This window comes from Arthrobacter sulfonylureivorans (genome assembly GCF_047607445.1).
Lineage (GTDB): Bacteria > Actinomycetota > Actinomycetes > Actinomycetales > Micrococcaceae > Crystallibacter > Crystallibacter sulfonylureivorans_A.
Genome location: NZ_JBLKRT010000013.1, coordinates 15,036 through 41,653, shown reverse-complemented (window position 1 = coordinate 41,653; position 26,618 = coordinate 15,036). Strand labels below are relative to the sequence as shown.

The window sequence follows — 26,618 nt, the reverse complement described above, 5'->3', positions numbered from 1 at the left end:
GCGATGCCGGCCGACCCACAGCACCAGCAGGACAGCCCGGCGGTCATCGCCGTCGTAGGGCCCACCGGATCCGGTAAATCCGATCTCGCCGTTCAGCTGGCGCAGCGGCTGGAGGGAGAAGTGATCAACGCCGATTCCATGCAGTTCTACCGCGGCATGGACATCGGTACGGCCAAAATGACGCTGGCCGAACGGCAAGGAGTGGCCCACCACCTGCTGGACATCCTCGATGTCACCGAGGAGGCGAGCGTATCGGCATACCAGCAGCAGGCCCGCACCGCCATCGATGCCATTCACGGCAGGGGCCGTCGTGCCATCCTTGCCGGCGGGTCCGGACTCTATCTCCGGGCGGCCCTCGACGCGATCGAGTTTCCGGGTACCGACCCGGCGCTGCGCCGCGCCCTGGAGGACGAACTGGCCGGCCGTGGCCTCGAAGCGATGAGGGACCGGCTCCGGGAGGTCGATCCGGTCTCGGCCAGCCGCCTGGCCGACGCCCGGCGGATAGTACGTGCGCTGGAAGTGCATCAGCTGACCGGTCGCCCCTTCAGCTCCTACATGCCGGAGCGGCAGTACGTCCGCCCGACGGTCCAGATTGGCCTCCGCGTGGACCGCGAACAGCTCAAGCACCGTCTCGCCGGCAGGGTTCATGCGATGGTCGAGCGCGGCCTGTTGGACGAAGTCGCCACACTGGACCGACAAGGACTCCGCCGGGGCCGGACTGCCCCTCGCGCGCTCGGCTACGCCCAGTTCCTGAGGGTGCTCGACGGCGAATGGAGCCAGGATCACGCCGTCGAGGACACCATCACCGCCACCCGCAAATTTGCGCGTCGTCAGCTGACTTGGTTCCGGGCCGACCCCCGGATCCACTGGCTCGACTGGCAGGATCCGCTGGTGGCAGACAAGGCCGCCGGCCACCTCGCTAAGCTTGATGCGTGAACAATCCCCTTCCTGACCATTTGTCCGCCTTGTCCGGGCTGTCCTTCGCCAAAGGGCACGGAACCGGCAACGACTTTGTGCTGATCGCCGATCCGGATGGCGTCAAGGACATTGAACCCCAAGCGGTCGCCGCGCTGTGCCACCGCCATCTGGGAATCGGCGCCGATGGGCTGATCCGTGCGGTCCGTTCCGCGCATCTGCCCGAGGGACGGGAGCTGCTGGCGGCGGCGCCGGAGGCCGAGTGGTTCATGGACTACCGCAATGGCGATGGCTCAGTGTCCGAGATGTGCGGCAATGGCGTCCGGGTCTTCGTCCACTTCCTGCTGGACGAGGGACTGGTCGAGCTGGCGCCGGGGGAGTCCTTGACCATCGGGACCAGGGCCGGGATCAAAGTCATCCGCCGGTCCGCCAATGGCTACGCGGTGGACATGGGGCCGTGGGAATTCATCTTCCCGGCGGAGGCTGCCGCCAGGGCCATGGATTCCACCGTCAGTGCCGGCGGCTTGGAAGTGCCGCGGCCGGCGTTGTCCGTGAGCATGGGCAACCCGCACACTGTCGTGGCCCTGGCCGGACTCGAAGAACTCGCCGCCACCGAACTGTTCGCAGCCCCGGCGGTGGATCCGGTTCCGGCACGCGGGACCAACGTTGAATTTGTGGTGCCGGCCGAACCCCTGGTTGCCGACGGAGCCGGGCACATCAGCATGCGCGTGCACGAGCGGGGAGTGGGGGAAACACAGTCTTGCGGGACAGGTGCCTGCGCTGCCGCCGTCGCCATCCGCTACTGGGCCGGCAAGGGAGCTCCCGACGACTGGCAGGTCGGCGTCCCCGGTGGAACTGTTCGTGTTCGGTTCCTGCCGGCAGCGGACGGGCGCGAACATGTGGAGCTGAGCGGTCCCGCGGTGCTGGTGTCCCGCGGCACGGTGGCCTGAGCCGGACCCTCAGTCCGCGCGCCGGACGCAGAGCACGCGGAAGGCCTTGGCCGTGCTTTCACGCGTGACGGAGTAATCCGGCGGCAACTCGCCCGAGAGCCAGCGCTGCAGCGAGTCCGAGCCCAGGTTCTTCTGGACTACCAGCCAGGCCGTGCCTCCCGGGGCGAGCCTGGGCAGCCAGAGCAGCAACAGTTCGTGAAGTTCACTCTTGCCGATCCGGATCGGCGGATTGGACCAGATGGTGTTGAACTCCAGCGAGGGGTCGACATCTTCCGGACGGCAGGCGCGGACGTTCTTCAGGCCCAGCGATGCGGCGTTGTCGTTGGTCAAGGCGATGCTGCGCTCATTGACGTCCACGGCCCACACTGCGGCCGCGGGAGACTTCAGGCCCAGGGTCAGGGCGATCGGGCCCCACCCGCAGCCTATGTCCAGCAGGTTGCCGGCCGGAGCCGGCGGCGGCACTTCGGCCAACAGCACCGCCGTGCCCTTGTCGACGCCGTCCGGACTGAAGATTCCGCCCGCCGTCTGCAACCGGCGGGGGCGGCCGTCCAGCTCGACCTCCAAGGTGCGGCGCACCTCGGGTTTCCCTGGTTGCGGGCTGAAGTAGTGCTCTGTTCCCATAATCGGCCAGATTAGTGCGCGCTCAGCGGAATCGGTATCAAGGCGCACCTAAGCTGCGCCCGCTCTGGTAGCGTGAACCCCATGAAGAAGTAATGATTGCGCCGCAACCATGCTGTCCCGTTCGCTACGGCACAGCGCGTGCCGTTGGTTGAGAATCCGTTCTCCCCGGCCGCCGGGCAATCACCGTTCCCCGAATTCAACTGGAACGCTCCACCTCCGCAGCCGCTTGATGCCGGCTGTTTATGGTCCCCGGCACCGGTTTTCCGGCCGCACCAGCAGGCGCCAGCAGCCACACATTTCCTGCCCCGCACCGACGGGGCCCATGCCAGGAGGACTTTTGGCCAATCATCCACAAACCACATCTTCGGACTCCGCTGGACGCAGCCCGGAGGACTACGATAAGACCACGGACATTTCGAAGGAGAGCATGACCACCAACAGCCCCCAGCCGTCGCCGGAACCGGAAATGACGCCGGACGAGATCCAGGCCGTCATTGACCGCATCTTGGCCCGAGACCCTGCGCCACGCAGCAAGCCGGGCGTCGGCGGCCGAGCGCAGGCCCTGTCCGACCTTGATTCCGAACATTCCGAATTCGACGGTGACCAGCAGGACTTGGCCGAACGTCGTGCCCTCCGCCGCGTCGCGGGCCTCTCCACCGAACTGGAGGACGTCACCGAGGTCGAATACCGGCAGCTGCGCCTGGAACGCGTGGTCCTGGCAGGCCTCTGGACCGAAGGTACCGCCGACGACGCTGACAACTCCTTGCGGGAACTGGCCGCGCTGGCGGAGACTGCCGGCTCCGAAGTGTTGGACGGCATCGTGCAGCGCCGGATGAAGCCGGACCCGGGCACGTTCCTCGGTTCCGGCAAGGCCGAGGAACTGCGGGACATCGTGATGTCCACCGGTGCGGACACGGTCATTGTCGACGGCGAACTCTCGCCTTCACAGCGCCGCGGGCTGGAGGACATCGTCAAGGTCAAGGTCATCGATCGGACCGCGCTGATCCTGGACATCTTCGCGCAGCACGCCAAGAGCCGCGAAGGCAAGGCGCAAGTCGAGCTGGCCCAGCTGGAGTACTTGCTGCCGCGGCTGCGTGGCTGGGGCGAGTCGATGTCCCGTCAGGCCGGCGGCCGGGTAGGCGCTGCCGGTGGCGGCATCGGTTCGCGCGGACCCGGTGAGACGAAGATCGAACTGGACCGCCGTCGTATTAGGACGCGGATGGCGAAACTGCGCCGCGAGATCGCGGCCATGAAGCCGGCACGGGAAACCAAACGTGCCAACCGCCGACGCAATGCCGTGCCGTCAGTGGCCATCGCCGGGTACACCAACGCCGGCAAATCGTCGCTGCTCAACCGGCTGACAGATGCTGGCGTGCTGGTGGAGAATGCGCTTTTTGCCACCTTGGACCCCACCGTCCGCCGCGCAGAGACGCCCGACGGCATTGGCTACACGCTCGCCGACACTGTCGGGTTTGTCCGTTCGCTGCCCACCCAACTGGTGGAAGCCTTCCGCTCCACGCTGGAAGAAGTTGCCGACGCCGATGTGATCCTGCATGTGGTCGACGTCTCCCACCCGGACCCGGAGGGGCAGATCGCGGCGGTGCGCGAAGTGCTTTCCGAGGTGGACGCGCGGCACATTCCCGAAATCGTGGTGCTGAACAAAGCCGACGTCGCCGATCCCTTCGTGGTCGAGCGCCTGCGCCAGCGCGAACCGAACCACGTCGTGGTGTCGGCGCGCACCGGCCAGGGCATGGACACGCTGCTTCGACGGATCAGCGAGACCATACCCCGGCCCAGCGTGAAGCTGCGGCTGTTGGTGCCCTATGACCGCGGCGAAGTCATCAGCCGGTTGCACAGCGAGGACGCCGAAATTCTCGCCATGGAACACGGAGAAGACGGCACTCGGCTCGATGTGCTCGTTCGTGAGGGGCTGGCAGCGGAGCTGGAACGATTCCTGCGGCATGACTGATACCCGGGTTCCGGCCGGCGAGGCGTTGCGACTGCTGGATGTCGCAGTCCAGGGAATGGGCGGCCAGCATCGCGCCGGCCAGCACGAAATGGCGGCCAAGGTGGCCGAGGCTTTCGACCGTCGACGGCACCTGCTGGTGCAGGCGGGCACCGGCACCGGCAAATCGTTGGCCTATCTGGTCCCGCTCATGGTGCAGGCGTTGGAGGGTGAGAAGCCCGCTATCGTTTCCACGGCAACGCTGGCCCTGCAGGCGCAGATCGTCAAACGGGATCTGCCGCGGCTGATGGAAGCAGTCGCCGATGAGCTTCCGCGGCCGCTGGACGTCGCGTTGCTCAAAGGGCGGAACAATTACGTCTGCCTGCATAAGCTGGCCGGCGGCTTTCCGGACGAAGACGCGCCTGCCGCGCTGTTCAGCCTGGGCGAGGACGCGGTCCCGCATCCGGCGCCGGCCGGCGGAGAATCGTCCGGCGGGGCGGCGAGTGCGTTGGGCAAGGAGGTGGTGCGCCTACGCGAATGGGCGCAGGAGACCGAGACCGGCGACCGCGATGAACTGGTGCCAGGCGTCAGTGACCGGGCATGGCGCCAGGTTTCCGTGGGATCGATGGAATGCCTCGGCGCGCAAAAGTGCCCCCTCGCGGCGGAATGCTTCAGCGAACTGGCACGCGGACATGCGGCCGAAGCGGACATCGTGATCACCAACCATGCCATGCTCGCCATCAACGCCTTCGAGGGCGTCGCAGTCCTCCCGGACTACGACGTGGTAGTCATTGACGAGGCCCACGAACTGCAGGACCGAGTGACCAGCGCGGTGGCCGGGCAGCTGTCCGCGGCCATGGTCCGCACCGCAGCCTCTACCGCGCGCAGGCACACCGGAATCAGCGTGGAACCCCTCAATTCGGCGGCCGGCGCGCTGGAGGATGTCTTGGAAGCCGTGCCGAGCGGATTGCTGGCCTCCGGCCTGCGCCAGGAGCAAGAACTGGTGCTCATGCAGGTGCGGGAGGCCGCCCGCGTGGCACTGTCCGATTCCAAGCCCGACGGATCCGGAGCGGCGGACGGCGGCCGGCAGATGGCCCGTTCACGTCTCGCCGCGGTGCTGGAGATGGCAGAACGGCTGCTGTCCGCGGCGGATTCCCGCGAGGTCATTTGGGCAACCCGTCCGAGCACCTACGGCGAGGCCGGGGACTACGTCGCCAACGACGACCAACCGGCTACCCTCAACATTGCTCCGTTGTCTGTTGCGTCCAGACTGCGTGAAGGGCTCTTCGACGAACATACGGTGGTACTGACATCTGCCACGCTGTCGGTGGGCGGAACCTTCGACGCCGTCGCCGGTTCGCTCGGGTTGCTGGGGGCCGGCGCTCCGGCTTACTCGAGCGCCGATGTGGGCAGCCCCTTCGACTACCCGCGCCAAGGCGTGCTGTATGTGGCATCGCATCTGCCCAAGCCGGGCCGCGGCACCAGCCCCGAGCAGCTCGACGAACTCGAGGAACTGCTGCAGGCCTCTCGCGGCGGTGCCCTCGGACTGTTCTCCTCGCGGCGTGCGGCCGAAGAGGCCGCGGCTGAAATGCGCAAGCGCACCGACCTGACCATCCTGTGTCAGGGCGAATCCTCAATGGCGGCGTTGGTCCGCCAATTCGCGGATGAACCGGACACCTGCCTGTTCGGCACCATGACGCTGTGGCAGGGGGTCGATGTTCCGGGCGAGGCATGCCGGCTGGTAATCATCGACCGGATTCCGTTCCCGCGGCCGGATGACCCGCTCACCACCGCCCGTACCCGGTCGGTGGCCCAAGCGGGAGGCAACGGTTTCATGACCGTCTCCGCCACCCACGCCGCCGTACGGCTGGCGCAGGGAGCCGGCCGCTTGATCCGAGCAGCCAATGACAAGGGAGTGGTAGCCGTCTTGGATTCCAGGCTGGCCACGGCGCGCTATGGAAACTTCCTCCGCAGCGCCCTGCCGCCGTTCTGGAGCACGAAGGACGGTGCGATCGCCCGCCAGATTCTGGAACGGCTGGCCGCCGCCGCAGCCTGAAACGGCGGCGGCAGGACCGCCGCCGTGGGCAGGTCCAGCCGGCCCGGGGGATTGGTGACCGAGGGGGTCAGAGCGCGCGCATCACGGAGACAACCTTGCCCATGATGGTGGCGTGGTCGCCCAAGATCGGTTCATAGCGCGTGTTCTGCGGCAACAGCCAGGTGTGCCCGTCGCGCTGCCGGAATGTTTTAACCGTTGCCTCGTCGTCGAGCAGCGCAGCAACAATGTCCCCGTTCTCGGCGGTGTGCTGCTGCCGGACCACGACCCAATCGCCGTCGCAAATAGCAGCGTCGATCATCGAATCGCCGGACACCTTGAGCATGAACAACTCGCCGTGGCCCACCAACTGCCGGGGCAGGGGCATGACGTCCTCGACCGCCTGATCTGCAAGGATCGGTCCGCCGGCGGCGATCCGCCCCACCAGCGGCACCATGGCGGTATCGGATGAGGTGGTGAGTTCGGACACCGCGACGCCGCTGGAGCTGCGCAACTGCTGCGGCTCGTCGACGCCCACTATTTCCACGCCCCCGTTGTCGAGCGTCAGCGGGGTGAGGATCTCCATCGCCCGGGGGCGCTTGGGATCCCGCCGGATGTAGCCCATCTTCTCCAGTTGAGCCAACTGGTGGGTGACGCTGGACAAGCTCGCCAGGCCGACGATATCGCCGATCTCGCGCATCGACGGGGGATACCCGTGGGCAATCACGGAGCGCTGGATGGTTTCCAGGATCTTTTTCTGCCGCGGGGTCAGGCTGCGTCCGACCTTGACAGGGCGGCCGCGCCGCCGTGCTCCGGCAGTGGTGGTGGTCTCTTCGGACATATCCGGCCCCGGTCTTCCCATGATGGTCCATGCGCCGGCCTGGCTAATGCGCAACCGGCACTCGGATTGCTGTCTCGACTGTTTTGTCAGTGGCGGCTGATGCACTTCATGTCATAGCCGCCTATGCCATCAACGCTAGGCGAGGCGGTGAGGAATTTCAAACATTTGTTCGACTGAGTCTCGACAATAATCGATCACCAGTGCTAGAACTATAGAAGACGCATTCGAAGATACTTTCGAACGTCGTGGTTCGATGATCGAAACCAGTCGAAACAGATCGAAAATCGGAAAGGTGGCACCATGTCCGCCCAGCTCGCACCACAGCCCGCAGACTTTCACGCCAATGCCCGCCTCCGGCTCACTCGCCGGGGCCGCTTGCTGCTGATTGGTCTGCCGCTCATGCTTGCCGCGGCCGCTGCGCTCACCTTGATCGGCTTCTTCACTGCACCGGCGATGGCCGCAGCCGGCGGCTTGGGGCCGGGGCCTGCTGTGACGGTCACCGTCGGCAGCGGCCAGACGCTCTGGGATGTGGCGGTGCATTCCGCGCCTGATCGCAACCCGCACGATGTCATCTTCGAGATTGCCCAGCTGAACGGCCTGGACGGGGATATCGTCCATTCCGGTCAGCAGCTTCTCGTGCCATCAGCGAAGTGAGCCAAACCGTAATATGAGCTGCTTCGGTCCGCCCGATTCCTGCCCCGGGCGGACCGAAGCTTAAGCTGGATCGGTGAGTGAGCAGCTAGAACGCCTGAACCGCCTGCCGTTACGGGAGAATCTCCGGGGCTTGGAGCCATATGGCGCCCCCCAGCTGGAGGTGCCCATCCTGCTGAACGTCAATGAAAACACCCACGGCCTGCCCGAGACGGTGCACCAAGCCATCGTCTCGTCCGTCAGCGCCGCAGCGGTTGGGCTGAACCGGTATCCGGACCGTGAGTTTACCGAGCTTCGGCGGGCGCTGTCCCGCTACCTGGGCCATGGCCTGACTGCAGAGAACATCTGGGCAGCCAACGGATCGAACGAAGTGCTGCAGCAAATCCTTCAGGCCTTCGGCGGGCCGGGCCGGACGTTGCTGAGCTTCCCGCCGACGTACTCCATGTACCCGCTGCTGGCCAGCGGGACCGACACCGAGTATGTGGCGGTGCCGCGGGGGGCGGACTTCACGCTCACTCCGGAGGCAGCTGCCGCTGCGGTCGCAGGAACCGCCGCAAACGTGGTCGTCCTCTGCTCCCCGAACAACCCGACGGGGACCGCACTCGGGCTTGATGTTGTCGAGGCAGCCTACGAAGCGGGGGAGGCGTCCAATGCCATCGTGATCGTGGACGAGGCCTATGCCGAATTCGCCCACGCCGGAACGCCGAGCGCGCTGACACTGCTGCCCGGACGGGAACGGCTCATCGTTTCCCGCACCATGAGCAAGGCCTTCGCCCTGGCCGGAGCCCGAGTGGGATACCTCGCCGCCGCACCACAGATTGCCGATGCCTTGCGCTTGGTCCGGCTGCCTTACCATTTGTCCGCCATCACCCAGGCTACGGCGTTGGCCGCGCTGGAACATGCAGACGCGCTGCTGGCCAATGTCGAGGACATCAAGACCCAGCGGGACCGCATCGTCGAGGGACTGGCCGCACTGGGGTTGAAGCCGGCGCCGTCGGATTCCAACTTTGTGTTCTTCGGCGGCCTGGAAGATCCGCATGCTGTATGGCAGGGGCTCCTGGATGCCGGCGTGCTGATCCGCGACGTCGGGATTCCCGGACACCTGCGGGTGACCGCGGGCACTGAGGCCGAGACCACAGCCTTCCTGGATGGCATCAGGGCTCTGATGTCGAGCCCAGTCTCCTAAACTGTTAAGAGCGCACCGGCTTGGGCCGGTCAACCATTTCGTCAAAGGATTCCCATGACCGTGGATATCACCACCGGACGTACCGCACGCCTCGAACGCACCACCAGTGAGTCGTCCGTGCTGGTTGAACTGGATCTCGACGGCACCGGCCGTTCCGAGATCAGCACCACCGTGCCGTTCTACGACCACATGCTCACGGCACTCGCGAAGCACTCGCTGATCGATCTGACCGTGAAGGCCACCGGCGACACGCACATTGACGCCCACCACACAGTCGAAGATGTGGCGATCACGATCGGCGAGAGCTTGAAGCAGGCGTTGGGCAACAAGGCCGGGATCCGCCGGTTCGGCGAAGCAACGGTCCCGCTGGATGAAGCGCTGGCCCACGCCGTCGTCGACATCTCCGGGCGCCCCTACCTGGTGCACTCGGGAGAACCTGCTGGGCAGGAATACCACCTGATCGGCGGACACTTCACCGGGTCGCTGACCCGCCACGTGTTTGAAGCCATCACGCTGCACGCCCAGATCTGTCTGCACATGCGGGTGCTTGGCGGCCGCGATCCGCACCACATCGTCGAGGCCCAGTTCAAGGCTTTCGCCCGGGCGCTGCGCGCGGCCGTGGAACCCGATCCCCGGGTCGAGGGCATTCCCTCAACGAAGGGCGCCCTGTGACGGCTGGGCCCAAAGTCACTGTCCTGGACTATGGGTCCGGGAATGTGCGCTCGGCGGTCCGGGCGCTGGAATACGTCGGTGCCAATGTCACGCTCAGCCATGCTTCCGAGGATGTGCTCAACGCCGACGGGCTGTTGGTCCCCGGTGTCGGCGCCTTCGCCACGGTCATGGAAGGGCTGAAGTCCGTGGACGCGCTGCGCTGGATCGGACGACGTGTGGCCGGCGGCCGGCCGGTGCTGGGCATTTGCGTGGGCCTGCAAGTCATGTTCGAAGAAGGTGTTGAACACGGCGTGCGCACCCAGGGGATCGGGGAGTGGCCCGGAGTGGTGGAAGCGCTGCCGGCGGAAGTGGTACCGCACATGGGGTGGAACACCGTTGACGCCGCGGAAGGCAGCCGGTTGTTCGCCGGCATTGAAGACGAACGGTTCTACTTTGTCCACTCCTATGGTGTGCAGCACTGGAACTTTGATGTCACCCGGCCGGCGATGACGCCGCCGCGGGTCACCTGGTCCACGCACGGGGCGCCCTTCATCGCGGCCGTTGAGAACGGCCCGCTGAGTGCTACCCAATTCCACCCGGAGAAGTCCGGGGACGCCGGCGCGGAGTTGCTCCGCAACTGGCTGAAGACGCTGCGGTAGCCGTGGGCAGCCTACTCCTCATGGCCCTGGCCGGGCTGCTGGCCGGCGGAGCCATCTCGTTCCGGCAACAGCGGCTGCCCAAATGGTCGGCCATCGTTTTCTGGATTTTGGCGGGTATGTCCCTGTTGGCGGCCTACCTGCTCACCCTCGGTCCAACCGAGTAACCACCCACAGCCCGCGCAGCTGACGGCGCAGAAAGCGGAACCACAATGACGAACCCAACGCCCATCCTTGAGCTCCTGCCCGCAGTCGATGTAGCGGACGGCCAGGCAGTCCGGCTGGTCCAAGGTGAAGCCGGCAGCGAGACCAGCTACGGTGATCCGCTGGACGCTGCACTGGCATGGCAGAACGACGGAGCGGAGTGGGTGCACCTGGTGGATCTCGATGCCGCATTCGGCCGTGGCAACAACACGGAAGTGCTGCGCCGCGTCGCCGACGTGCTGAAGATCAAGGTGGAGCTGTCCGGCGGCATTCGGGACGACGAATCCCTGGAGCGGGCCCTCGAATTCGGCGCAACCCGCGTTAACCTGGGCACCGCCGCCCTGGAAAACCCGGAGTGGACCGCGCGCGCCATTGCCCGGCACGGCGACGCCATCGCGGTGGGTCTTGATGTCCGCGGCACCACGCTGGCCGCCCGGGGCTGGACCGAGGAGGGTGGCGACCTCTGGGAAGTCCTGTCCCGCCTGGAAGACGCCGGTTGCGCCAGGTACGTGGTGACCGACGTGACCAAAGACGGAACACTGCGCGGGCCGAACATCGACCTTCTGCGGCAGATGTGCGAGCGGACCGAGAAGCCGGTGGTGGCCTCCGGCGGCATTTCCAGTCTGGATGACTTGCGGGCCCTGCGGGAACTGGTTCCGACCGGAGTCGAAGGAGCGATTGTCGGCAAGGCCCTCTACGCGGGCAAGTTCACCCTGCCCGAAGCCCTCGACGTAGCCGGACGGCGCTGAGGGTCCAGCGTGGGAAAGAAGGAGCTGCCGGCCCACATTGCTGCAGCCTTGGCGGGCGCCGGCGGCGCAGCGGACTCGGCGGGCCAAAGCTGGACCGGGCGGGACCTGAGCGGCGCAGGAAATCCGCTGCACCAGTTCGATCACGACGACGGCAGCACCGATCCGGCCTATGAAGCAGCGCTTCAGTGGCTGGCCGCCGGCACCGGCGGGGAAACGGAAGTAGTGGCCGCACTGGCCAACGCCCGTGTCTTCGTCCCCATCGTTGCCACACTCGGCGAAGAAGCCGAGGGCAGTGGTGGCTTGACGGCCGATAAGCAGGCGGACATGGCTTTGGTGACCCTGCAAGCCCCGGACGGACGCCGTGCGCTCCCCGTATTCAGCAATACCGCCGCCCTCGAAGCCTGGCATCCCGAGGCCCGTCCGGTTGCCGTCTACGCGCCGCGAGCGGCGTTGGCGGCAGTGTCCGAAGATGCCGAACTGCTGGTCATCGACCCGGGTTCCTCGCTGACCTTCGTGGTCCGGCGGCCGGCCGTGTGGGCGTTGGCCAAGCAACAGGAGTGGCTGCCCTCCTACCGCGATCCGGCGCTGCTGGACTGGGTAGCCGACGCCACCGGCGCGGAGGAAGCCGTCGTGGCAGCATCCGTCGAGCCGGGGGCCGGCATCGCGGTCCGGATGGCCGATGGCGCGGTGGTGGCAGGAGGGGGCCACGGACCGGAGTTGCGCCTGGTGCTGCAGGTGCGTGACGGTCTGGGCCGCGAGCAGTTGGCTGCTATGGCGGGGCGAATCCAAGAGAGGCTGCAGGCACGGCAGGAGTTTGCCGAGCGCGTCGATTCGCTGGAGCTGAAGTTCACCCGCTGAGCAGTCGAAGGATCCGCCCGCCCAGCCTGCCGTAAAGACAAGTACGACGCCGGTGCGTGCACCGGCGTCGTACTTGTCTGTTGTGGAGTTCTTCCCGGATTAGTTGACCGGGCCGGTGAACTTCTCACCCGGACCCTTGCCCGGCTCGTCCTGGATCACGGAAGCCTCGCGGAAGGCCAGTTGCAGGGAGCGGAGGCCATCGCGTAACGGGCCGGCATGCTGGCTGCCGATCTCCGGCGCGGCAGCTGTCACAAAGCCAGCCAGCGCCGTGATCAGCTTGCGGGCTTCGTCCAGATCCTTGAGCTCTTCAGCATCGTCGCCGGCGGCCAAGCCGCATTTGACGGCGGCGGCACTCATCAGGTGGACGGCCGCGGTGGTGATGACTTCCACAGCGGGCACTTCGGCGATGTCGCGCATCTGGCCCAGGACTTCCTGTTCCTGGGTCGAGGCAGAACCGGCATCCGGCGCGAAGCTGTGTCGGTGGCCGTCGTTCTGCGGATTGTTATCTGAGCTGCTCATACTGGTAAGCTTGTCACAGACCAATTGGATCCGGTTACTTATGTGCCTGAAAGCACGTAGCGAAAACGGGGTCCAATCTGCAAGCGGAGACCTCTCCCACCCGTCGGTATGGCTAGCCAGAGCTGCCGGGTTTTGGTCGGCAGGATGTGGCCGGTTCCTTTCACGGAAGGAGTCCGTGCCCAGTCCGCGGAACCTGTGCGGTTTCGACTGCCGCCACCTTCGAGGCCTTCGATTGCGCTTGCAATGGGAGGCCTTCTTTCATTGCATGGGCAGCCGAATATCAGTGACAGGAGCCACACATTAGCGAGCCAAGAATCAACGATCGTATCCGCGTTCCGGAGGTCCGGTTAGTCGGACCGAACGGTGAGCAGGTCGGCATCGTCCGCATTGAGGACGCCCTCCGCCTCGCCACGGAATCGGATCTTGACCTGGTTGAGGTCGCACCGCAGGCAAAGCCTCCGGTGTGCAAGCTTATGGACTATGGCAAGTACAAGTATGAGGCTGCGGTCAAGGCCCGCGAGGCGCGCAAGAACCAGACGAACACTGTGCTCAAGGAAATCCGGTTCCGGCTGAAGATCGATAAGCACGACTACGAGACGAAGCGCGGCCATGCGCTCCGGTTCCTCGCGGCCGGCGACAAGGTCAAGGCCATGATCCAGTTCCGCGGCCGTGAGCAACAGCGCCCGGAAATGGGCATTCGCCTGCTGCAAAAGTTTGCCGAGGACGTCGCCGAAGTCGGCGTCATCGAGTCGACTCCGCGGATTGACGGCCGGAACATGGTCATGGTGATCGGCCCGACCAAGAACAAGGCCGAAGCCAAGGCAGAAGCCCGCCGCGCCGCGCAGAAGGCGGACGCCAAGGCTGCGAACGAGGCCAAGAAGCAGCGGGTGGAGACCTCCGCCGACCAGGAACCGTTCACCCAGAGCCTGGGCGACCTGATCCCGGAAGGCCTTGCCGCCATGGCAAGCCAGCCGGAGGGAACCACTGAAGCGCCCGCCGAGGCGGCCGCACCGGCTGGTTCCGAACCGGACGTTCAGACCGCGGAGCAGGCCGAAGCCCAGCCGGCGGAACAGCCCGCAGCACCTTCCGAGGCCAAGCCCGCGGCCAAGGCGAAGCCTGCAGCGGAGGCCAAGCCTGCCGCTCCGGCGAAGCCCGCAGCACCTTCCGAGGCCAAGCCCGCGGCACCCAAGCCCGCAGCCCGGCCCAAGCCGACAGCGCGGCCTGCGGCCCCCAAACCTGCTGGCCGGTCCGGCTCCAAGAGCTAAGACCGTCCAGAGAGCATCCGGCATCTCGCCGGGCACATCCGTGTGCCCGGTGCCGGTAGACAAGTAAACCGCCGGTGCCCGCAGTGGCACCGCACGAGCCGATGGTCAGCAATGACCTGAGGAAGACGTAAGGAGAACGGCAGCCATGCCGAAGCAGAAGACCCACAGCGGCGCCAAGAAGCGCTTCAAGCTCACCGGCAGCGGCAAGCTCAAGCGCCAGCAGGCCAACCGCCGCCACTACCTGGAGCACAAGCCTTCCACGCTGACCCGCCGCCTCGCAGCTGACAAGATCGTTGCTCCGGCAGATGTTCGCAACATCAAGAAGATGCTCGGCATCTAACTTCCTCTCCCCGGTCCGCACGGTGTCAGCCGTCAGTACCATCCCAGCAAGTTTTGCCCCGACCGCTGATCGTGGCGGTCGAACCACCGGGCACCAATCATCAAAAGGAGTACGCACGTGGCACGTGTGAAGCGGGCGGTCAACGCCCACAAGAAGCGCCGGGTTATCCTGGACCGGGCTGCCGGATACCGCGGACAGCGGTCCCGCCTGTACCGCAAGGCCAAGGAACAGCTGCTGCACTCGTTCGTGTACAGCTACGGCGACCGCCGCAAGCGCAAGGGCGACTTCCGCCGCCTGTGGATCCAGCGCATCAACGCTGCGTCCCGCGCCAACGGCCTGACCTACAACCGCCTCATCCAGGGCCTGAAGGCCGCCGAGGTTCAGGTTGACCGCCGCATGCTGGCCGAGCTGGCCGTCTCCGACGCCGGCGCCTTCGCTGCTCTGGTGAAGGTTGCCAAGGACGCGCTGCCCGCCGACACCTCGGCCCCCGCCGAGCGTCCGGCCGCCGCTGCCAAGCCGGCTGCCAAGGCGAAGGCCGCTCCGGCAGCCAAGGCTGCTCCGGCCGCTGAAGCCGGCGAAGTTGCCGGCGCCGTGAAGGCTGTTGACGGCGAGGACGCACCTGCCGGCTACACCATCAAGGGCAACCAGTCCAAGAAGTACCACGTTCCGGGTTCCACCTGGTACGAGAACACCACTCCCGTGTACTGGTTCGAGTCCGTCGAGGCCGCCAAGGCTGCTGGTTTCGAGCCCGCCGGCGGCGAAGCCCGCCAGAAGGTTGCTGAGTAAGCACCGGATGCAGGAACCGCCAGACGGCGACGTTATAGTCGCTGTATGAGCATTACCGGGCGCCCGCAAGCTACGATCATGTCCAACCCCCGAGCCGATCGGGTGAAGGATGTGGCCAAGCTTGCCGGGCGCTCGGTGCGCTTAAAGCGCCGGCAGTTCCTCGCCGAAGGCCCGCAGGCTGTCCGCGAAGCCTTGTCCGCCCACCGCGCGAACATCGGCTCCGGGGGCGACGGGATCGTCGCCGAGGTTTTTGCCACCGACGCGTGTCTGGACCGGTTGCCTGAATTGGCGGACCTGGCCGACGGCGTGCCGCTGCGGCTGGCCACCGACGCAGTGCTCGCGGCCATGGCCGACACTGTCAACCCGCAGGGGATCGTGGCAGTCTGCCACTACCTGGACCGGCCGCTGAACGAAGTGCTGCAGGCCAAACCGCTGCTGCTGGCCATCATGGTCCGGGTGCAGGATCCCGGCAATGCCGGCACCATTTTGCGGGCGGCCGACTCGGCCGGCGCGGACGCCGTCATACTGACCAGTTCCAGCGTGGATATCTACAACCCCAAGGCCGTGCGTTCCACCGCTGGATCGCTTTTCCACCTGCCCGTGGTCACGGGACATGATTTTGATGAGCTGGTCGCTGCCCTGCGGGCTGCGGGGCTGACTATGCTCGCTGCCGACGGCTACGGCACGATCGATTTGGATGATTTGCAGGACCGCAGTGCGCTTCGGCGGCTGGGGAGCGGTTCCGCTTCCGACGACGGCGAAGGACTTCCCGATCTGGCGACGCCGACCGCCTGGCTCTTTGGGAACGAGGCCCAGGGGCTCTCGTCGGCAGAGCTCGCCGCGGCGGCCCATCGGGTGGCGGTGCCGGTCTACGGCCAAGCCGAGAGCCTCAACGTCGGTACGGCCGCCACGGTCTGCTTGTATGCCTCGGCCAGATCCCAGCGGCGGGGTGGCCAGCCCGTATAGCCTCTGCCGATCGGCCCGGGCCGAAGGTACGGTAAGAACCGGTGCCGCATCTTTGCGGCGGTCGGATTGAACCGGGAGGCGCAGGATGGCAGGAAGCGGAGGGACCAAGGCTGTAGTCGCGGCGTTGGCCGCCAACCTGACCATTGCCGCGCTGAAGTTCGTCGCATATCTCCTGACCCGATCGTCCTCGATGCTGGCAGAAGCCATCCACTCGGTGGCCGATTCCGGCAACCAGGTCCTGCTCTTGGTGGGCGGCAAACGGGCCGCACGGCAGGCGAGCCCCAGCCACCCGTTCGGCTACAGAAGGGACCGGTACATCTACGCGTTCATCGTCTCGATCGTGCTGTTCAGCGTCGGCGGACTGTTCGCGTTGTACGAGGCGTACCACAAGTGGCAGGACCCGCATCCCATCGAAGGCTTCTGGTGGTGGGTCCCCTTGGCGGTACTGGCCGGCGCGATCATTGCCGAATCCTTCTCGCTGCGGACCGCCGTCAGGGAGTCCAACCCGCTGCGCGGCACCACCGGCTGGGTGGACTTTATCCGCCGCTCGAAGGCGCCGGAACTGCCCGTGATCCTGCTTGAGGACTTTGCTGCCCTCCTGGGGCTGGTGCTCGCGCTGTTTGGTGTCAGCCTCACCCTGCTGACCGGCAACGGGCTGTGGGACGCGGCCGGCACGGCCATGATCGGTCTGTTGCTGGTGGCCATCGCCACCGTGCTCGCCATCGAGACCAAGTCGTTGCTGCTGGGCGAATCAGCCTCGCGGGAGCACCTGCGGCTGATCGAGGAAGCCATCGCCGCCGACGATGAGACCCGGGTCATTCACCTGAAGACCATGCATCTGGGGCCGGACGAACTCCTGGTCGCGGCCAAGATCAGCGTGGGACGGAGTGACTCGGGCCAGGAGATCGCCCGGTTGATCGACGCCGCCGAGCGGCGCATCCGCGACGCGGTGCCGATCGCCACGGTCATCTATTTGGAACCGGACATCTTCCGTTCGGAATCCGTTGCCCACCCCGCGGGCCCGGCCTAATCCTGGCCGGTGCGGCCCGCTGCGGACATGGCTGATCCCGGGGCCTGTGCTGGTGCCGCCTGCCGCGACGCCGGGCGGGGCCGCTTCTCGACGGCACCGCTGATCCCGGCGATGGCCAGTCCCAGGGCAGCCAGTCCGGCACCCACCAGCGCCGGTGCAGCGAAGCCCCAGCCCCAGGAGATCACCACGCCGCCCAGGAACGCGCCCAGCGCGTTGGCCATGTTCAGGGCCGAATGGTTGAGCGATGCCGCAAGGGTCTGGGCATCCGGCGACGCGTCCATCAGCCGGGTCTGCAGGGCGGGGATCAGGCTGGACCCGGCGACGCCGAGGAGGAAGACCAGTGGGATGGCCAGCATCGCCACCGAGGAAGCCGCCCAGAAAAGCACCAGGACGACGATGATGGCCGTCATGACCTGGTAGATGGTGCCCATCACGGACCGGTCCGCCAGCCGTCCGCCGATGAAGGTGCCGACGACCATGCCCAGGCCGTAGAGTCCGACGATCAAGGGCAGGGCGGCGGGAGCCAGCCCGGTCACCTCCGTCATGGTGGGGCTGATGTAGGAATACACGGCAAAGAACCCGCCGAAACCAACCACGCCCACGAGCAGCGCCAGCCAGACCTGGATCCGTTTCAGCGCGCGGAGTTCGCGGCGGATGCCGGCTTCTTCATGCGCCGGGCTGAAGGGGACAAGGCGTTGGATCATCAGCACGGTGACCGCCCCGACCGCGCCGACGGCCACGAACATGAGCCGCCAGCCGTACTGCTGTCCAAGCCACGTGACGAGCGGGACGCCAACCACGTTGGCGACTGACAATCCCAGCATCACCATGGCCACGGCCTGCGCCCGGCGGGTAGGCGATACCAGCGAGGCTGCCAGGACGGCGGCCACGCCAAAGTAGGCGCCGTGCGGCAGGCCGGAAATGAATCGGGTCACCAGCATGGTGGCATAGTCAGGAGCCAGCACCGACGAAAGGTTCCCGAGCGTGAACAGGACCATTAGCCCCAGCACCATGTACTTGTGCGGCAGTTTGGCTCCGAGCGCCGCCAGCAGCGGGGCTCCGATCACCACGCCCAACGCATAAGCGGAGATCAGGTGCCCGCTTTCCGGGATGCTGATGTCCAGGCCTTCCGCCACGTTCTGCAGCAGCCCCATGATGGCGAATTCCGTGGTTCCGATGGCGAACCCGCCCATTGCCAGCGCAACGATGGCCCACACCGTCCGGCGTTTGGCGGTGGGCGTCCGTGTGGTGGCGGGGACAGGCAGACTCATCTGGTGGCTTTCGTTCGGCGGCAGGGATGCAGGGGAAAGGAAGTGGCCGCGCCAGTGCGGCGGACGCGGTGGGCTCCGGGGAGCATGCTCCGGCAATTACACTATGGCAACACCGCAGCGCAGCGCCCCATTCCGGGATCGCCGGTCCTGTGGTGAGCGACATAATCCTGCCCCTTGGCAAAGTCAGGAGCCAGACCTCCCCGTAGACTGAGCGGCGTGCAACAGAGCCTGAAACAAATCGTTGGCGCGGCCATCCTCGATGCCCGTGAAGCGCCGCGCAGCCTGCTTGCTGCGCGGCGCACAGCACCCGAGTCCTTGGCCGGCCTGTGGGAGTTTCCCGGCGGCAAGGTGGAGCCGGGGGAGAGCTGCGAGGACGCCCTCCGGCGCGAAATCCGCGAGGAGCTTGGGGTGGGGATTGAGCTTGGCGCGGAGGTAGCCGGTCCGCACGAGCAGGGCTGGCCGCTCAACGAAACGGCGGCCATGCGGGTGTGGTGTGCGTACATTACGGACGGGCGGCCGGAGCCGCTTGAAGACCATGACGAACTGCGCTGGGTCCGGCTGGACGAGGGCGAAGCCACGGCGTTGCCCTGGATCCCAGCCGACTTCCCGATCGTTGCCGCTGTCCTCAAGGTGGCCGCGGCGGTTGGCCGTCCCTCCTGACACACCCCCGGCACGTCCATCCGGTTCGGGCCGACCCCGCACGGTCAGAACAGCGTCGCTTGCCCAACCTCAGGCAGTGCGGCGGCCTTCGGTCCTCCCGTCTGCCGTCCGCGAGCAGTGTCAAGCTGCGGTTTGTTGATGTGGCGCAGTCGGGCTCCGCTTTGCAAGCCGTGCCGGCGTTTGGCCGCGCCCACCCGTGCGGCCAGCCAACGGCGGTAATCCTTGGAGGCATAGGTTCCGCCGTCGTAGAGGCGGCGGTAGCGGCCGACCAGCTGCGGATATTCCTTGGCCAGCCATTGCATATACCACTCTCGCGCACCGGGACGAAGGTGCAGCGCGCCAGCCGTCAGGCTGGTGGCACCGGCGGCAGCTACCGAGGCACACAGATCATCGAGCGCCTCTTCGGAATCCGTCAGCCAGGGCAGGATCGGCATCGCCATCACCGAACACTGCAGGCCGGCGTCGCTGAGCTTGGCGATCAGGTCCAGCCGCGCCCGCGGCGTCGGTGTTCCCGGCTCCACCCGGTGTGCCAAGCCGGCGTCGGTCATGGCCAGCGAAATGCCCATGCCGACCTCGACATCCTTGGCCACAGCATGCAACAAGGGCAGATCGCGGGCCAGCAACGTCCCTTTGGTCAGGATCGAAAACGGCGTTCCGGAATCGGCCAGGGCCCTGATGATCTCGGGCATGAGCTTGTATCGGCCTTCTGCCCGCTGGTAAGGGTCCGTGTTGGTTCCCATGGCCACCTGTTCGTGCTTCCACGACTGTTTGGCGAGCTCCCGGCGCAGCACCTCGCCGGCATTGATTTTCACCACCAGTTGACTGTCGAAGTCCAAGCCGGTGTTCAGGCCAAGATAGCTGTGCGTCTTGCGAGCGAAGCAGTATGTGCAGGCATGCGAGCAGCCCCGGTACGGGTTGATGGTCCACTCGAAAGGCATCGCAGACTGGCTGGGAACCCGGCTGAGGGCGGACTTCGCCAGCACTTCGTGAAAGGTGATTCCCGCAAACTCCGGCGTCTGCACACTGCGTACAAGGTTGCTCATTTTGGCCAACCCGGGCAACGCAGCGGGAGACTCGGCGGTGACTAACTGTCCATCCCAGCGCATGCATTTATTAGAACACATCTTCTAATTGCTGCCCAGCCCTAAGGTGACGTGTTTGCTGCCCAGCTGCGGGGTGAGGTGCTGGCCGCTCGGCCGCGTGGGTTGAAAAGCTGGGTGGAGACCCGATGCCGGGCACCAGAGGTATAGGGCAGACTGGTGGCGTGAGCGGAATCCCGTGGGTACTGCATGTCGATCTCGACCAGTTCATCGCGGCCGTTGAAGTGCTCCGGCGGCCGGAGCTCAAGGGCAAGCCGATCATTGTCGGCGGCCGGGGTGACCCTACCGAACGAGCAGTGGTCTCGACCGCATCCTACGAGGCCCGGGCGTTCGGTGTGGGTTCCGGAATGCCCTTGCGCATAGCGGCGCGAAAAGTGCCGGACGCGGTGATTCTGCCCGTCGACCAAGAGGCTTACCTCGCAGCATCTGAAACCGTGATGGCTGCCCTGCGCGCCCAGCCCGGCGCCACCGTCCAGGTGCTGGGATGGGATGAAGCCTTCGTGGGGACGGAGACAGAGGATCCGGAAGCCTATGCCCGGCAGGTGCAGGCCGCAGTGTTGGAACGGACCCAGCTGCATTGCAGCGTGGGCATAGGCGACACCCTGGTCCGAGCCAAGGTCGCCACCGGCTTCGGCAAGCCGGCCGGCGTTTTCCGGCTCACGGCCGGGAACTGGCTCGATGTCATGGGCGATCGACCGACCAAGGACCTGTGGGGCGTCGGGACCAAGGTGTCAGGCCGGCTGGCCAAGCTGGGCATCACCACGGTCGCACAGCTCGCCGCGACCGACCCTGACGACTTGGTGCCCGAGTTCGGCCCCAGGATGGGCCCTTGGTACGCGGAGCTCGGGCGCGGGGAGGGCGCCAGCATAGTGGACGACACTCCGTGGGTTGCCCGCGGGCACAGCCGGGAGACCACCTTTCAGCGCGACCTGACCGAGCCTGCCCAAGTCGAGGGGGCCGTGCGGGAGCTGACGGCGCGCGTCCTTGAGGACGTCGTGGCCGAAGGGCGGCCCGTGATCGGACTCACCCTCAAAGTCCGGTATGCGCCCTTCATCACCAAGACCCACGCGCGGAAGATTCCCGAGACCTTCGACCGGAACGACATCCTCGCGCGGGCCTTGGACCTCGCGGCTGCACTGGAAGCGGGCCGGCCGATCCGTCTCCTGGGCCTGCGGGCCGAGATGGCCATGCCGGAGGACGCGCGAAAGGGGCACACCCCGACGCGTGGCGGTTGGTGACGGCATCACGCGGGCCGGGCCGGTACACGCTGTCTGACACACGCCGGGCCGATAGAGGCTGGCCTGGCACATCCCGGGCCAGTAAAGCCTGGCCTGGCACACGCCCGGCCTGTACCGGCGGAGCCAATGCAGGCAGGGCCGGTACATGCTGGACAGCACGCCGGTGGGCCGTGGGTCAGGCCACCGGAGCGGACGGAGCCTTGCGCCGGCCCGGTCCCCGCCGGACTGCCCGTTCGACGTAGCCGCCAGCGCGAAGGCCGGCGTGCCGTTCGAAAACGTTCCGCGATGCCGGATCGCCGGTCCGCCATAGGGACCACAGCGCGGCACCGGCGTAGAGCGGCAGGAACGGCAGGCCGAGGCACAGGGCGTATTGCGTGCTGTGGCGCGACTCATGGTTGAGCAGCAGGGGATTGTCGGCCAAGCCGGCCGCACTCCGGTGGAAGAGCACCACATTGCCCACCGTGAACGCGGCAGCCTTCGGCAGGCCAAGCCGATATCCCTGCGCCAGGATCAGGCCTTTGGGGCCGCGGGCCAGACTGCAGCGCACCGCCGTGGCCAGGCCGAGCCCGACCAGCGTGGAGCCGTTGACCAGGTTCCACCCGGCACGCAGCTTTTCAAACGGCGTCATGGGCCCATCGTAGATGTTTCGAGCCGGTGCCTGCCCGTGAACTAGACTGGTGTGGTTGCCCGTGCGCGGGCAGAAACCCTTTAACCTATTCCGAGGTCCCAACAGCACATGTCTGACGTGACACCCCCAGCCCAGGAGCAGCTCGTGCCGAGCCCGCTCGATGAAGCGGCGGTTGCCGCCGCCGTCGAGCAGGCGATGATGGCCTTCAAGGCCGCTTCAGACCTGGACGAGCTCAAAACGGCCAGGCTCGCCCATTCCGGTGAGAAGTCCCCGCTGAGCCTGGCCAACCGTGAAATCGGCAAGCTGGCCAAAGAAGACAAAGCCGCCGCCGGCAAGATCATTGGCCCGGCCCGCGGACGGATCAACCAGGCGCTCGCTGCCCGCACCGCGGAGCTGGAAGCCGAGCGGGAGGCGCAGATCCTCGTCGAGGAAGCGGTGGATGTCACCGCGGCTCCACGGCGCCGTCGTGCCGGAGCCCGGCATCCGCTCTCCACGCTGCAGGAGCGGGTGAGCGACATCTTCGTGGGCATGGGCTGGGAGATCGCCGAAGGACCGGAAGTTGAATCCGAGTGGTTCAACTTCGACGCCCTGAACTTCAAGCCGGACCACCCGGCACGCGAGATGCAGGACACGTTCTTTGTGGAGCCGCCGGAGGCCCACCTGGTCCTGCGCACCCACACCTCTCCGGTGCAGGTGCGCTCCATGCTGGAACGCGACCTTCCCGTGTACGTGCTGTGCCCGGGCCGGACCTTCCGCACCGATGAACTGGACGCCACCCACACACCGGTGTTCCATCAGTTCGAGGGCCTGGCCGTGGACAAGGGCCTGACCATGGCCGACCTGCGCGGCACACTGGAGCACTTCTCCCGGCAGATGTTCGGCGCCGAGGCAAAGATCCGGCTGCGTCCGGCCTACTTCCCGTTCACCGAGCCCTCCGCCGAGATGGACATCTGGCACCCCGGGGCCAAGGGCGGGCCGCGCTGGATCGAGTGGGGCGGCTGCGGCATGGTCAACCCGAACGTGCTGCGCGCTGCCGGCATCGATCCGGAGGTCTACTCCGGCTTCGCCTTCGGCATGGGCATTGAACGCACCCTCATGTTCCGCAACGACGTCCCGGACATGCACGACATGATCGAAGGCGACGTCCGCTTCAGCCAGCACTTCGGGATGGAGATCTAGAACTATGCGTATTCCCCTTTCCTGGCTGCGCGAATACGCGCAGGTTCCGGTTGACGCCACCGCCGAGGACGTCATGGCCGACCTCGTGAAGGTCGGCCTCGAAGAAGAGGACGTGCACCGTCCGTCCGACTCGATTTCCGGACCGATCGTGGTGGGTCAGGTCCTCGATGTGGTCAAGGAACCGCAGACCAACGGCAAGACCATCAACTGGTGCCACGTCCGCGTGGTGCCGGAGGGCGCCGCACAGCCGCTCACCGGCGACGGAATCGACCCGTCCGGCGTGCAGGGCATTGTCTGCGGCGCCCACAACTTCGAGGCCGGTGACAAAGTCGTGGTGACACTGCCCGGCGCCGTCCTGCCCGGAGACTTCCGGATCACCCCGCGCAAGACCTACGGGCACACCTCCGCCGGGATGATCGCTTCAGCCCGCGAGCTCGGCATCGGCGACGACCACGACGGCATCATCGTGCTCTCCCGGCTTGGCCTCGACCCGGAAATCGGAACCGACGCGATGGAACTGCTCGGCCTGACCGACGAGGCCGCCGAGATCAACGTGACCCCCGACCGCGGCTACTGCTTCTCCATCCGCGGCGTGGCCCGCGAATACGCACTCGCCACCGGTACCTCCTTCACCGATCCGGCTGCCCAGATCGAGGTTGCGGACGCGAGCGGCGAGGGCTACCCCGTCCGGCTCGAAGACCGGGCCCCGGTCTACGGCAAGCCCGGCTGCGACCGGTTCGTGGCCCGTGCGGTGCGGGGCGTTGATCCCTCGCGCCCGACCCCGCAGTGGATGGCCTCGCGGCTGCGCCTCGCGGGCATGCGCTCCATCTCGCTGGTGGTGGACATCTCCAACTACGTGATGCTGGAGCTGGGCCAGCCCCTGCACTTCTACGACGTGGACAAGCTTCAGGGGCCCATCGTGGTCCGCCGGGCCAATCCCGGGGAGACCCTGGTGACGCTGGACGGCAAGGAGCGCAAGCTCTCCACCGAGGACCTGCTGATCACCGATGACCGCGGGGCCATCGGCCTGGCCGGTGTGATGGGTGGCGCCGAAACAGAGGTCGGGGACGGCACCACCAACGTGCTCATCGAATCCGCGCACTTCGACGACGTCTCCATGGGCCGCACCCGCCGTCGGCACAAGCTGCCGTCGGAAGCATCCAAGCGCAATGAGCGCGGCGTGGACTGGGAAGTGGCCGATGAAGCGGCGCAGCGCGCCGTGGACCTGCTGGTGCAACTCGCCGGCGGCACCGCCGACCCCACGACCACGGATGCCGGATCCCGCCCGTTGCCGGTCGTGATCGACCTGCCCGAGGGCTTCGCCTCCCGGCTGATCGGCGTGGAATACAGCACCGTGCAGATCGAAACGGCCCTGACCGGAATTGGCGCGTCCTTCGAACAGTACGACGGCGGCCTGCGCGTCACGGCGCCGAGCTGGCGCCCCGACCTGGCCATCAAGGAAGATCTGGTCGAGGAGATCGCCCGGCTGGTGGGTTACGACAGGATTCCGGCCACCCTGCCGGTGGCTCCGCCCGGCCGCGGCCTCACCCGCGGCCAGCAGCAGCGCCGCCGCGTGCTGCAGTCGCTGGCCGACGCGGGCCTGACCGAGGTGCTCAGCTACCCGTTCGTCTCCCTGGAGCAGAACAGCACCTTCGGTGCACCCCGGGGCGGGTCCGGGGTCGCGGCGCTGAAGCTGGCGAACCCGATCTCGGCCGAATTCGGCTACCTGCGCACCAGCCTGCTCCCCGGGCTGCTGGAGACCGCCCGCCGCAACCACTCCCGCGGTTTCCGCGATCTGGCGTTGTACGAAGGCGGGCTGGTCTTCCTGCCCGGCGACCAGCTCGGGTCTGAAGTGCTGCCGCCGCTGGGCGTCAAGCCCGCGGAGGACGTGCTCGAGGAGCTGTACGCCGGCATCCCTGACCAGCCCTGGCACGTGGGAGCGGTCCTGACCGGGCATGAGGCTGCACCCGGCGCCGGGTTCACCCCGCGCGCCTGGGAGTGGTCTGATGCGGTGGATGCCGCGCTGACCGTCGGTGACATCCTCGGCATCGAGCTTGTCGTCGCGCAGGGCGAACACCAGGCCTTCCACCCGGGCCGCACCGCCCAGCTCTCGCTGCGCACCGGCGAGGTGGTCGGCTACGCCGGCGAACTGCATCCGAAGCTGCTGGCAGACCTGGACCTGCCGGCGCGTACCGCCGCCATGGAACTGAACGGCGAGGCTCTCTTCGAGGCAGCCGCGGACGTGATCGTGGCCAAGCCGCTGTCCACCTTCCCGCTCTCCACCCAGGACGTGGCGCTGGTGGTGGACTCGTCCGTTCCGGCCGAAGCGGTCCGCGAGGCGCTGCGGGAAGGCGCCGGTGAACTGCTGGAGGACATCGCGCTGTTCGACGTGTACTCCGGCAGCGGCATCGAACCCGGCAAAAAATCGCTGGCCTTCGGGCTGCGGTTCCGCGCCGACGACCGCACGCTGACCGCTGACGAGGCATCCGCAGCGCGGGCACAGGCCGTGGAACTGGCCGCCGCCCGCTGTGGCGCCGTCCAGCGGTGACCGGCTGACTGAAGTGAATAACGACGGCGGGGCCCACCGACCCAGGTGGGCCCCGCCGTCGTGGGGGAAAGGGAAAAGGAACGCATGAAGGCCCAGGTGATACTGCAGTTGGTGCAGTTGCAGAACGGGTTAGCGGCTGTCGGCGAGCCGGACCGGCGTCCCAGCATCCGCACGCGCACCCGCGAAGCCATCCGCCTGCTGGCGGCACAGGAACTGAACGTCGACGCCGATCGGATGAAGCTGTCGTTTGACTGCCGCAACTGCCAGCGGGGCAATGATGGCCGGCATGGCCAGCCGCAACTGCTGCTGGACGGCGCTCCGGCGGCCGCCCGCCTGAGCTACGCACGGTCGGGACGGTGGCTGCTGGCCGCGCTGTCCTTCCGCCCGGTGCTGCTCGGGGTGGACATCGAGGATGCAGGGGATGACGCATTCCGGCCCGAGGACAATATCGACGCCGTCATGCTCACCGCCTCCGAGCGGCCGCTGGTAGAACAGGCTGCCGATCCGCGCCGGCTGAGGGCGCAACTGTGGACCAGGAAAGAAGCCGTGCTGAAGTCCACCGGCCACGGGCTGCGGCTGGCACCGGACACGATTGGCGTTGCCGGCGCCGACGGCGAACCGCAGCTGTCCAGCTGGCCCGGCGAAGCAGGGGACCGCCCCGGCCTGCAACTGCTGGACCTTTCCCTGACTGACGCTGGCGCAGCAGTCCCGCCGGGACTGGCCGCCGCACTGGCCGTCGGCGGAACCGCCGACCCGAAGATCACCTACCGGGACATCGCGGTAGTCGACGGCTGAACAGCTGCGGCAGCGACTCGTCCAGCCCCGTCCG

General features: G+C 66.9%; 27 protein-coding genes. 21 read left to right on the top strand and 6 right to left on the bottom strand.

Annotated features, from left to right (window positions below; all coding sequences use genetic code 11):
* Positions 1–3: 3 nt before the first annotated feature.
* Entirely contained in the window at positions 4–936 is a 933-nt protein-coding gene (gene miaA, locus ACMX2H_RS08205; protein WP_414960024.1) for a tRNA (adenosine(37)-N6)-dimethylallyltransferase MiaA, read from the top strand.
* Positions 933–1,865 (top strand): diaminopimelate epimerase, encoded by a 933-nt coding sequence (gene dapF / locus ACMX2H_RS08200; protein WP_414960023.1) that lies wholly within the window; start codon positions 933–935, stop codon positions 1,863–1,865. The genes miaA and dapF overlap by 4 nt, the downstream gene beginning before the upstream one ends.
* 9 nt (positions 1,866–1,874) lie before the next feature.
* Here dapF and ACMX2H_RS08195 read toward each other — a convergent pair whose 3' ends face one another.
* On the bottom strand, positions 1,875–2,486 hold the full coding sequence (locus tag ACMX2H_RS08195) for a class I SAM-dependent methyltransferase (RefSeq protein WP_414960022.1): 612 nt from the start codon (positions 2,484–2,486) through the stop codon (positions 1,875–1,877).
* 427 nt (positions 2,487–2,913) lie between these two features.
* Between ACMX2H_RS08195 and hflX the strand changes: the two genes are divergently transcribed.
* Both hflX and ACMX2H_RS08185 read left to right on the top strand, forming a co-directional pair.
* Positions 2,914–4,455 carry a GTPase HflX gene (hflX, locus tag ACMX2H_RS08190; protein ID WP_414960021.1) on the top strand — a complete coding sequence of 514 codons (1,542 nt, stop codon included), beginning with the start codon at positions 2,914–2,916 and terminating at the stop codon, positions 4,453–4,455.
* Complete coding sequence (locus ACMX2H_RS08185) at positions 4,448–6,487, top strand: ATP-dependent DNA helicase (RefSeq protein ID WP_414960020.1); 2,040 nt, start codon at positions 4,448–4,450, stop codon at positions 6,485–6,487. The genes hflX and ACMX2H_RS08185 overlap by 8 nt, the downstream gene beginning before the upstream one ends.
* 67 nt (positions 6,488–6,554) lie before the next feature.
* Here ACMX2H_RS08185 and lexA read toward each other — a convergent pair whose 3' ends face one another.
* Entirely contained in the window at positions 6,555–7,304 is a 750-nt protein-coding gene (gene lexA, locus ACMX2H_RS08180) for a transcriptional repressor LexA (RefSeq protein WP_136784091.1), read from the bottom strand.
* A gap of 300 nt (positions 7,305–7,604) precedes the next feature.
* On the opposite strand from lexA, the gene ACMX2H_RS08175 reads away from it, so the two are divergent.
* From ACMX2H_RS08175 to ACMX2H_RS08145, 7 genes are all read left to right on the top strand, one after another.
* Complete coding sequence (locus ACMX2H_RS08175) at positions 7,605–7,958, top strand: LysM peptidoglycan-binding domain-containing protein (RefSeq protein ID WP_136784524.1); 354 nt, start codon at positions 7,605–7,607, stop codon at positions 7,956–7,958.
* 73 nt (positions 7,959–8,031) lie between these two features.
* Positions 8,032–9,141, top strand: coding sequence for a histidinol-phosphate transaminase (locus ACMX2H_RS08170; protein WP_414960019.1), 1,110 nt, complete (start codon positions 8,032–8,034; stop codon positions 9,139–9,141).
* A gap of 54 nt (positions 9,142–9,195) precedes the next feature.
* Complete coding sequence (gene hisB, locus ACMX2H_RS08165) at positions 9,196–9,813, top strand: imidazoleglycerol-phosphate dehydratase HisB (protein ID WP_414960018.1); 618 nt, start codon at positions 9,196–9,198, stop codon at positions 9,811–9,813.
* Positions 9,810–10,451: an imidazole glycerol phosphate synthase subunit HisH gene (gene hisH / locus ACMX2H_RS08160; protein ID WP_414960017.1), complete on the top strand. Its 642-nt coding sequence runs from the start codon at positions 9,810–9,812 to the stop codon at positions 10,449–10,451. Before hisB ends, hisH begins: the two co-directional genes overlap by 4 nt.
* Positions 10,452–10,453: 2 nt before the next feature.
* Positions 10,454–10,615 carry a hypothetical protein gene (locus ACMX2H_RS08155; RefSeq protein ID WP_169303872.1) on the top strand — a complete coding sequence of 54 codons (162 nt, stop codon included), beginning with the start codon at positions 10,454–10,456 and terminating at the stop codon, positions 10,613–10,615.
* Positions 10,616–10,660: 45 nt separating this feature from the next.
* Positions 10,661–11,401 carry a bifunctional 1-(5-phosphoribosyl)-5-((5-phosphoribosylamino)methylideneamino)imidazole-4-carboxamide isomerase/phosphoribosylanthranilate isomerase PriA gene (priA, locus tag ACMX2H_RS08150; RefSeq protein WP_414960016.1) on the top strand — a complete coding sequence of 247 codons (741 nt, stop codon included), beginning with the start codon at positions 10,661–10,663 and terminating at the stop codon, positions 11,399–11,401.
* A 9-nt stretch (positions 11,402–11,410) separates the two neighbouring features.
* Complete coding sequence (locus tag ACMX2H_RS08145) at positions 11,411–12,259, top strand: SseB family protein (protein WP_414960015.1); 849 nt, start codon at positions 11,411–11,413, stop codon at positions 12,257–12,259.
* A gap of 99 nt (positions 12,260–12,358) precedes the next feature.
* On the opposite strand, the gene ACMX2H_RS08140 is transcribed toward ACMX2H_RS08145, so the two are convergent.
* Positions 12,359–12,778 (bottom strand): DUF1844 domain-containing protein, encoded by a 420-nt coding sequence (locus ACMX2H_RS08140; protein ID WP_136784085.1) that lies wholly within the window; start codon positions 12,776–12,778, stop codon positions 12,359–12,361.
* A 299-nt stretch (positions 12,779–13,077) separates the two neighbouring features.
* Here ACMX2H_RS08140 and infC point away from each other — a divergent pair, with 299 nt between their 5' ends.
* The 5 genes from infC to ACMX2H_RS08115 all read left to right on the top strand — a co-directional run bounded on the left by infC (position 13,078) and on the right by ACMX2H_RS08115 (position 17,165).
* Positions 13,078–14,043 (top strand): translation initiation factor IF-3, encoded by a 966-nt coding sequence (gene infC / locus ACMX2H_RS08135; protein ID WP_414960080.1) that lies wholly within the window; start codon positions 13,078–13,080, stop codon positions 14,041–14,043.
* Between the two features lie 145 nt (positions 14,044–14,188).
* Positions 14,189–14,383 carry a 50S ribosomal protein L35 gene (gene rpmI / locus ACMX2H_RS08130; RefSeq protein WP_414960014.1) on the top strand — a complete coding sequence of 65 codons (195 nt, stop codon included), beginning with the start codon at positions 14,189–14,191 and terminating at the stop codon, positions 14,381–14,383.
* A gap of 117 nt (positions 14,384–14,500) precedes the next feature.
* Entirely contained in the window at positions 14,501–15,169 is a 669-nt protein-coding gene (gene rplT / locus ACMX2H_RS08125; protein ID WP_414960013.1) for a 50S ribosomal protein L20, sunset domain variant, read from the top strand.
* Positions 15,170–15,214: 45 nt separating this feature from the next.
* The gene (locus ACMX2H_RS08120; protein WP_414960012.1) at positions 15,215–16,135 is read left to right on the top strand and encodes a TrmH family RNA methyltransferase; all 921 of its coding nucleotides are present in this window, start codon (positions 15,215–15,217) and stop codon (positions 16,133–16,135) included.
* 85 nt (positions 16,136–16,220) lie between these two features.
* Positions 16,221–17,165 carry a cation diffusion facilitator family transporter gene (locus tag ACMX2H_RS08115; protein ID WP_414960011.1) on the top strand — a complete coding sequence of 315 codons (945 nt, stop codon included), beginning with the start codon at positions 16,221–16,223 and terminating at the stop codon, positions 17,163–17,165.
* On the opposite strand, the gene ACMX2H_RS08110 is transcribed toward ACMX2H_RS08115, so the two are convergent.
* The gene (locus tag ACMX2H_RS08110) at positions 17,162–18,436 is read right to left on the bottom strand and encodes an MFS transporter (protein WP_414960010.1); all 1,275 of its coding nucleotides are present in this window, start codon (positions 18,434–18,436) and stop codon (positions 17,162–17,164) included. The genes ACMX2H_RS08115 and ACMX2H_RS08110 overlap by 4 nt on opposite strands.
* Positions 18,437–18,652: 216 nt before the next feature.
* On the opposite strand from ACMX2H_RS08110, the gene ACMX2H_RS08105 reads away from it, so the two are divergent.
* A complete protein-coding gene (locus ACMX2H_RS08105) occupies positions 18,653–19,096 on the top strand; it encodes a (deoxy)nucleoside triphosphate pyrophosphohydrolase (protein WP_414960009.1) in 444 nt (147 codons plus the stop codon).
* Positions 19,097–19,140: 44 nt separating this feature from the next.
* Here ACMX2H_RS08105 and ACMX2H_RS08100 read toward each other — a convergent pair whose 3' ends face one another.
* The gene (locus tag ACMX2H_RS08100) at positions 19,141–20,202 is read right to left on the bottom strand and encodes an Rv2578c family radical SAM protein (RefSeq protein ID WP_414960008.1); all 1,062 of its coding nucleotides are present in this window, start codon (positions 20,200–20,202) and stop codon (positions 19,141–19,143) included.
* A 122-nt stretch (positions 20,203–20,324) separates the two neighbouring features.
* Here ACMX2H_RS08100 and ACMX2H_RS08095 point away from each other — a divergent pair, with 122 nt between their 5' ends.
* Complete coding sequence (locus ACMX2H_RS08095) at positions 20,325–21,434, top strand: DNA polymerase IV (protein ID WP_414960007.1); 1,110 nt, start codon at positions 20,325–20,327, stop codon at positions 21,432–21,434.
* 175 nt (positions 21,435–21,609) lie between these two features.
* Here ACMX2H_RS08095 and ACMX2H_RS08090 read toward each other — a convergent pair whose 3' ends face one another.
* Complete coding sequence (locus ACMX2H_RS08090) at positions 21,610–22,062, bottom strand: hypothetical protein (RefSeq protein ID WP_414960006.1); 453 nt, start codon at positions 22,060–22,062, stop codon at positions 21,610–21,612.
* Between the two features lie 108 nt (positions 22,063–22,170).
* Between ACMX2H_RS08090 and pheS the strand changes: the two genes are divergently transcribed.
* The 3 genes from pheS (at position 22,171) to ACMX2H_RS08075 (ending at position 26,584) form a co-directional block, all read left to right on the top strand.
* Positions 22,171–23,241, top strand: coding sequence for a phenylalanine--tRNA ligase subunit alpha (pheS, locus tag ACMX2H_RS08085; RefSeq protein ID WP_136784075.1), 1,071 nt, complete (start codon positions 22,171–22,173; stop codon positions 23,239–23,241).
* Between the two features lie 4 nt (positions 23,242–23,245).
* Entirely contained in the window at positions 23,246–25,789 is a 2,544-nt protein-coding gene (pheT, locus tag ACMX2H_RS08080) for a phenylalanine--tRNA ligase subunit beta (RefSeq protein WP_414960005.1), read from the top strand.
* Positions 25,790–25,873: 84 nt separating this feature from the next.
* Entirely contained in the window at positions 25,874–26,584 is a 711-nt protein-coding gene (locus tag ACMX2H_RS08075) for a 4'-phosphopantetheinyl transferase family protein (protein WP_414960004.1), read from the top strand.
* Positions 26,585–26,618: the final 34 nt, after the last annotated feature.

Bases quoted from the DNA above. Each gene is read 5' to 3' on its own strand.
- ACMX2H_RS08120 (WP_414960012.1), top strand. From the start codon at position 15,215: ATGAGCATTACCGGGCGCCCGCAAGCTACGATCATGTCCAACCCCCGA.
- ACMX2H_RS08140 (WP_136784085.1), bottom strand. From the start codon at position 12,778: ATGAGCAGCTCAGATAACAATCCGCAGAACGACGGCCACCGACACAGC.
- ACMX2H_RS08115 (WP_414960011.1), top strand. From the start codon at position 16,221: ATGGCAGGAAGCGGAGGGACCAAGGCTGTAGTCGCGGCGTTGGCCGCC.
- ACMX2H_RS08095 (WP_414960007.1), top strand. From the start codon at position 20,325: ATGCCGGGCACCAGAGGTATAGGGCAGACTGGTGGCGTGAGCGGAATC.
- ACMX2H_RS08110 (WP_414960010.1), bottom strand. From the start codon at position 18,436: ATGAGTCTGCCTGTCCCCGCCACCACACGGACGCCCACCGCCAAACGC.
- ACMX2H_RS08175 (WP_136784524.1), top strand. From the start codon at position 7,605: ATGTCCGCCCAGCTCGCACCACAGCCCGCAGACTTTCACGCCAATGCC.
- hflX (WP_414960021.1), top strand. From the start codon at position 2,914: ATGACCACCAACAGCCCCCAGCCGTCGCCGGAACCGGAAATGACGCCG.
- pheS (WP_136784075.1), top strand. From the start codon at position 22,171: ATGTCTGACGTGACACCCCCAGCCCAGGAGCAGCTCGTGCCGAGCCCG.
- ACMX2H_RS08075 (WP_414960004.1), top strand. From the start codon at position 25,874: ATGAAGGCCCAGGTGATACTGCAGTTGGTGCAGTTGCAGAACGGGTTA.
- priA (WP_414960016.1), top strand. From the start codon at position 10,661: ATGACGAACCCAACGCCCATCCTTGAGCTCCTGCCCGCAGTCGATGTA.
- lexA (WP_136784091.1), bottom strand. From the start codon at position 7,304: ATGTCCGAAGAGACCACCACCACTGCCGGAGCACGGCGGCGCGGCCGC.
- ACMX2H_RS08090 (WP_414960006.1), bottom strand. From the start codon at position 22,062: ATGACGCCGTTTGAAAAGCTGCGTGCCGGGTGGAACCTGGTCAACGGC.
- miaA (WP_414960024.1), top strand. From the start codon at position 4: ATGCCGGCCGACCCACAGCACCAGCAGGACAGCCCGGCGGTCATCGCC.
- ACMX2H_RS08100 (WP_414960008.1), bottom strand. From the start codon at position 20,202: ATGCGCTGGGATGGACAGTTAGTCACCGCCGAGTCTCCCGCTGCGTTG.
- rpmI (WP_414960014.1), top strand. From the start codon at position 14,189: ATGCCGAAGCAGAAGACCCACAGCGGCGCCAAGAAGCGCTTCAAGCTC.
- hisB (WP_414960018.1), top strand. From the start codon at position 9,196: ATGACCGTGGATATCACCACCGGACGTACCGCACGCCTCGAACGCACC.
- pheT (WP_414960005.1), top strand. From the start codon at position 23,246: ATGCGTATTCCCCTTTCCTGGCTGCGCGAATACGCGCAGGTTCCGGTT.
- ACMX2H_RS08185 (WP_414960020.1), top strand. From the start codon at position 4,448: ATGACTGATACCCGGGTTCCGGCCGGCGAGGCGTTGCGACTGCTGGAT.
- ACMX2H_RS08195 (WP_414960022.1), bottom strand. From the start codon at position 2,486: ATGGGAACAGAGCACTACTTCAGCCCGCAACCAGGGAAACCCGAGGTG.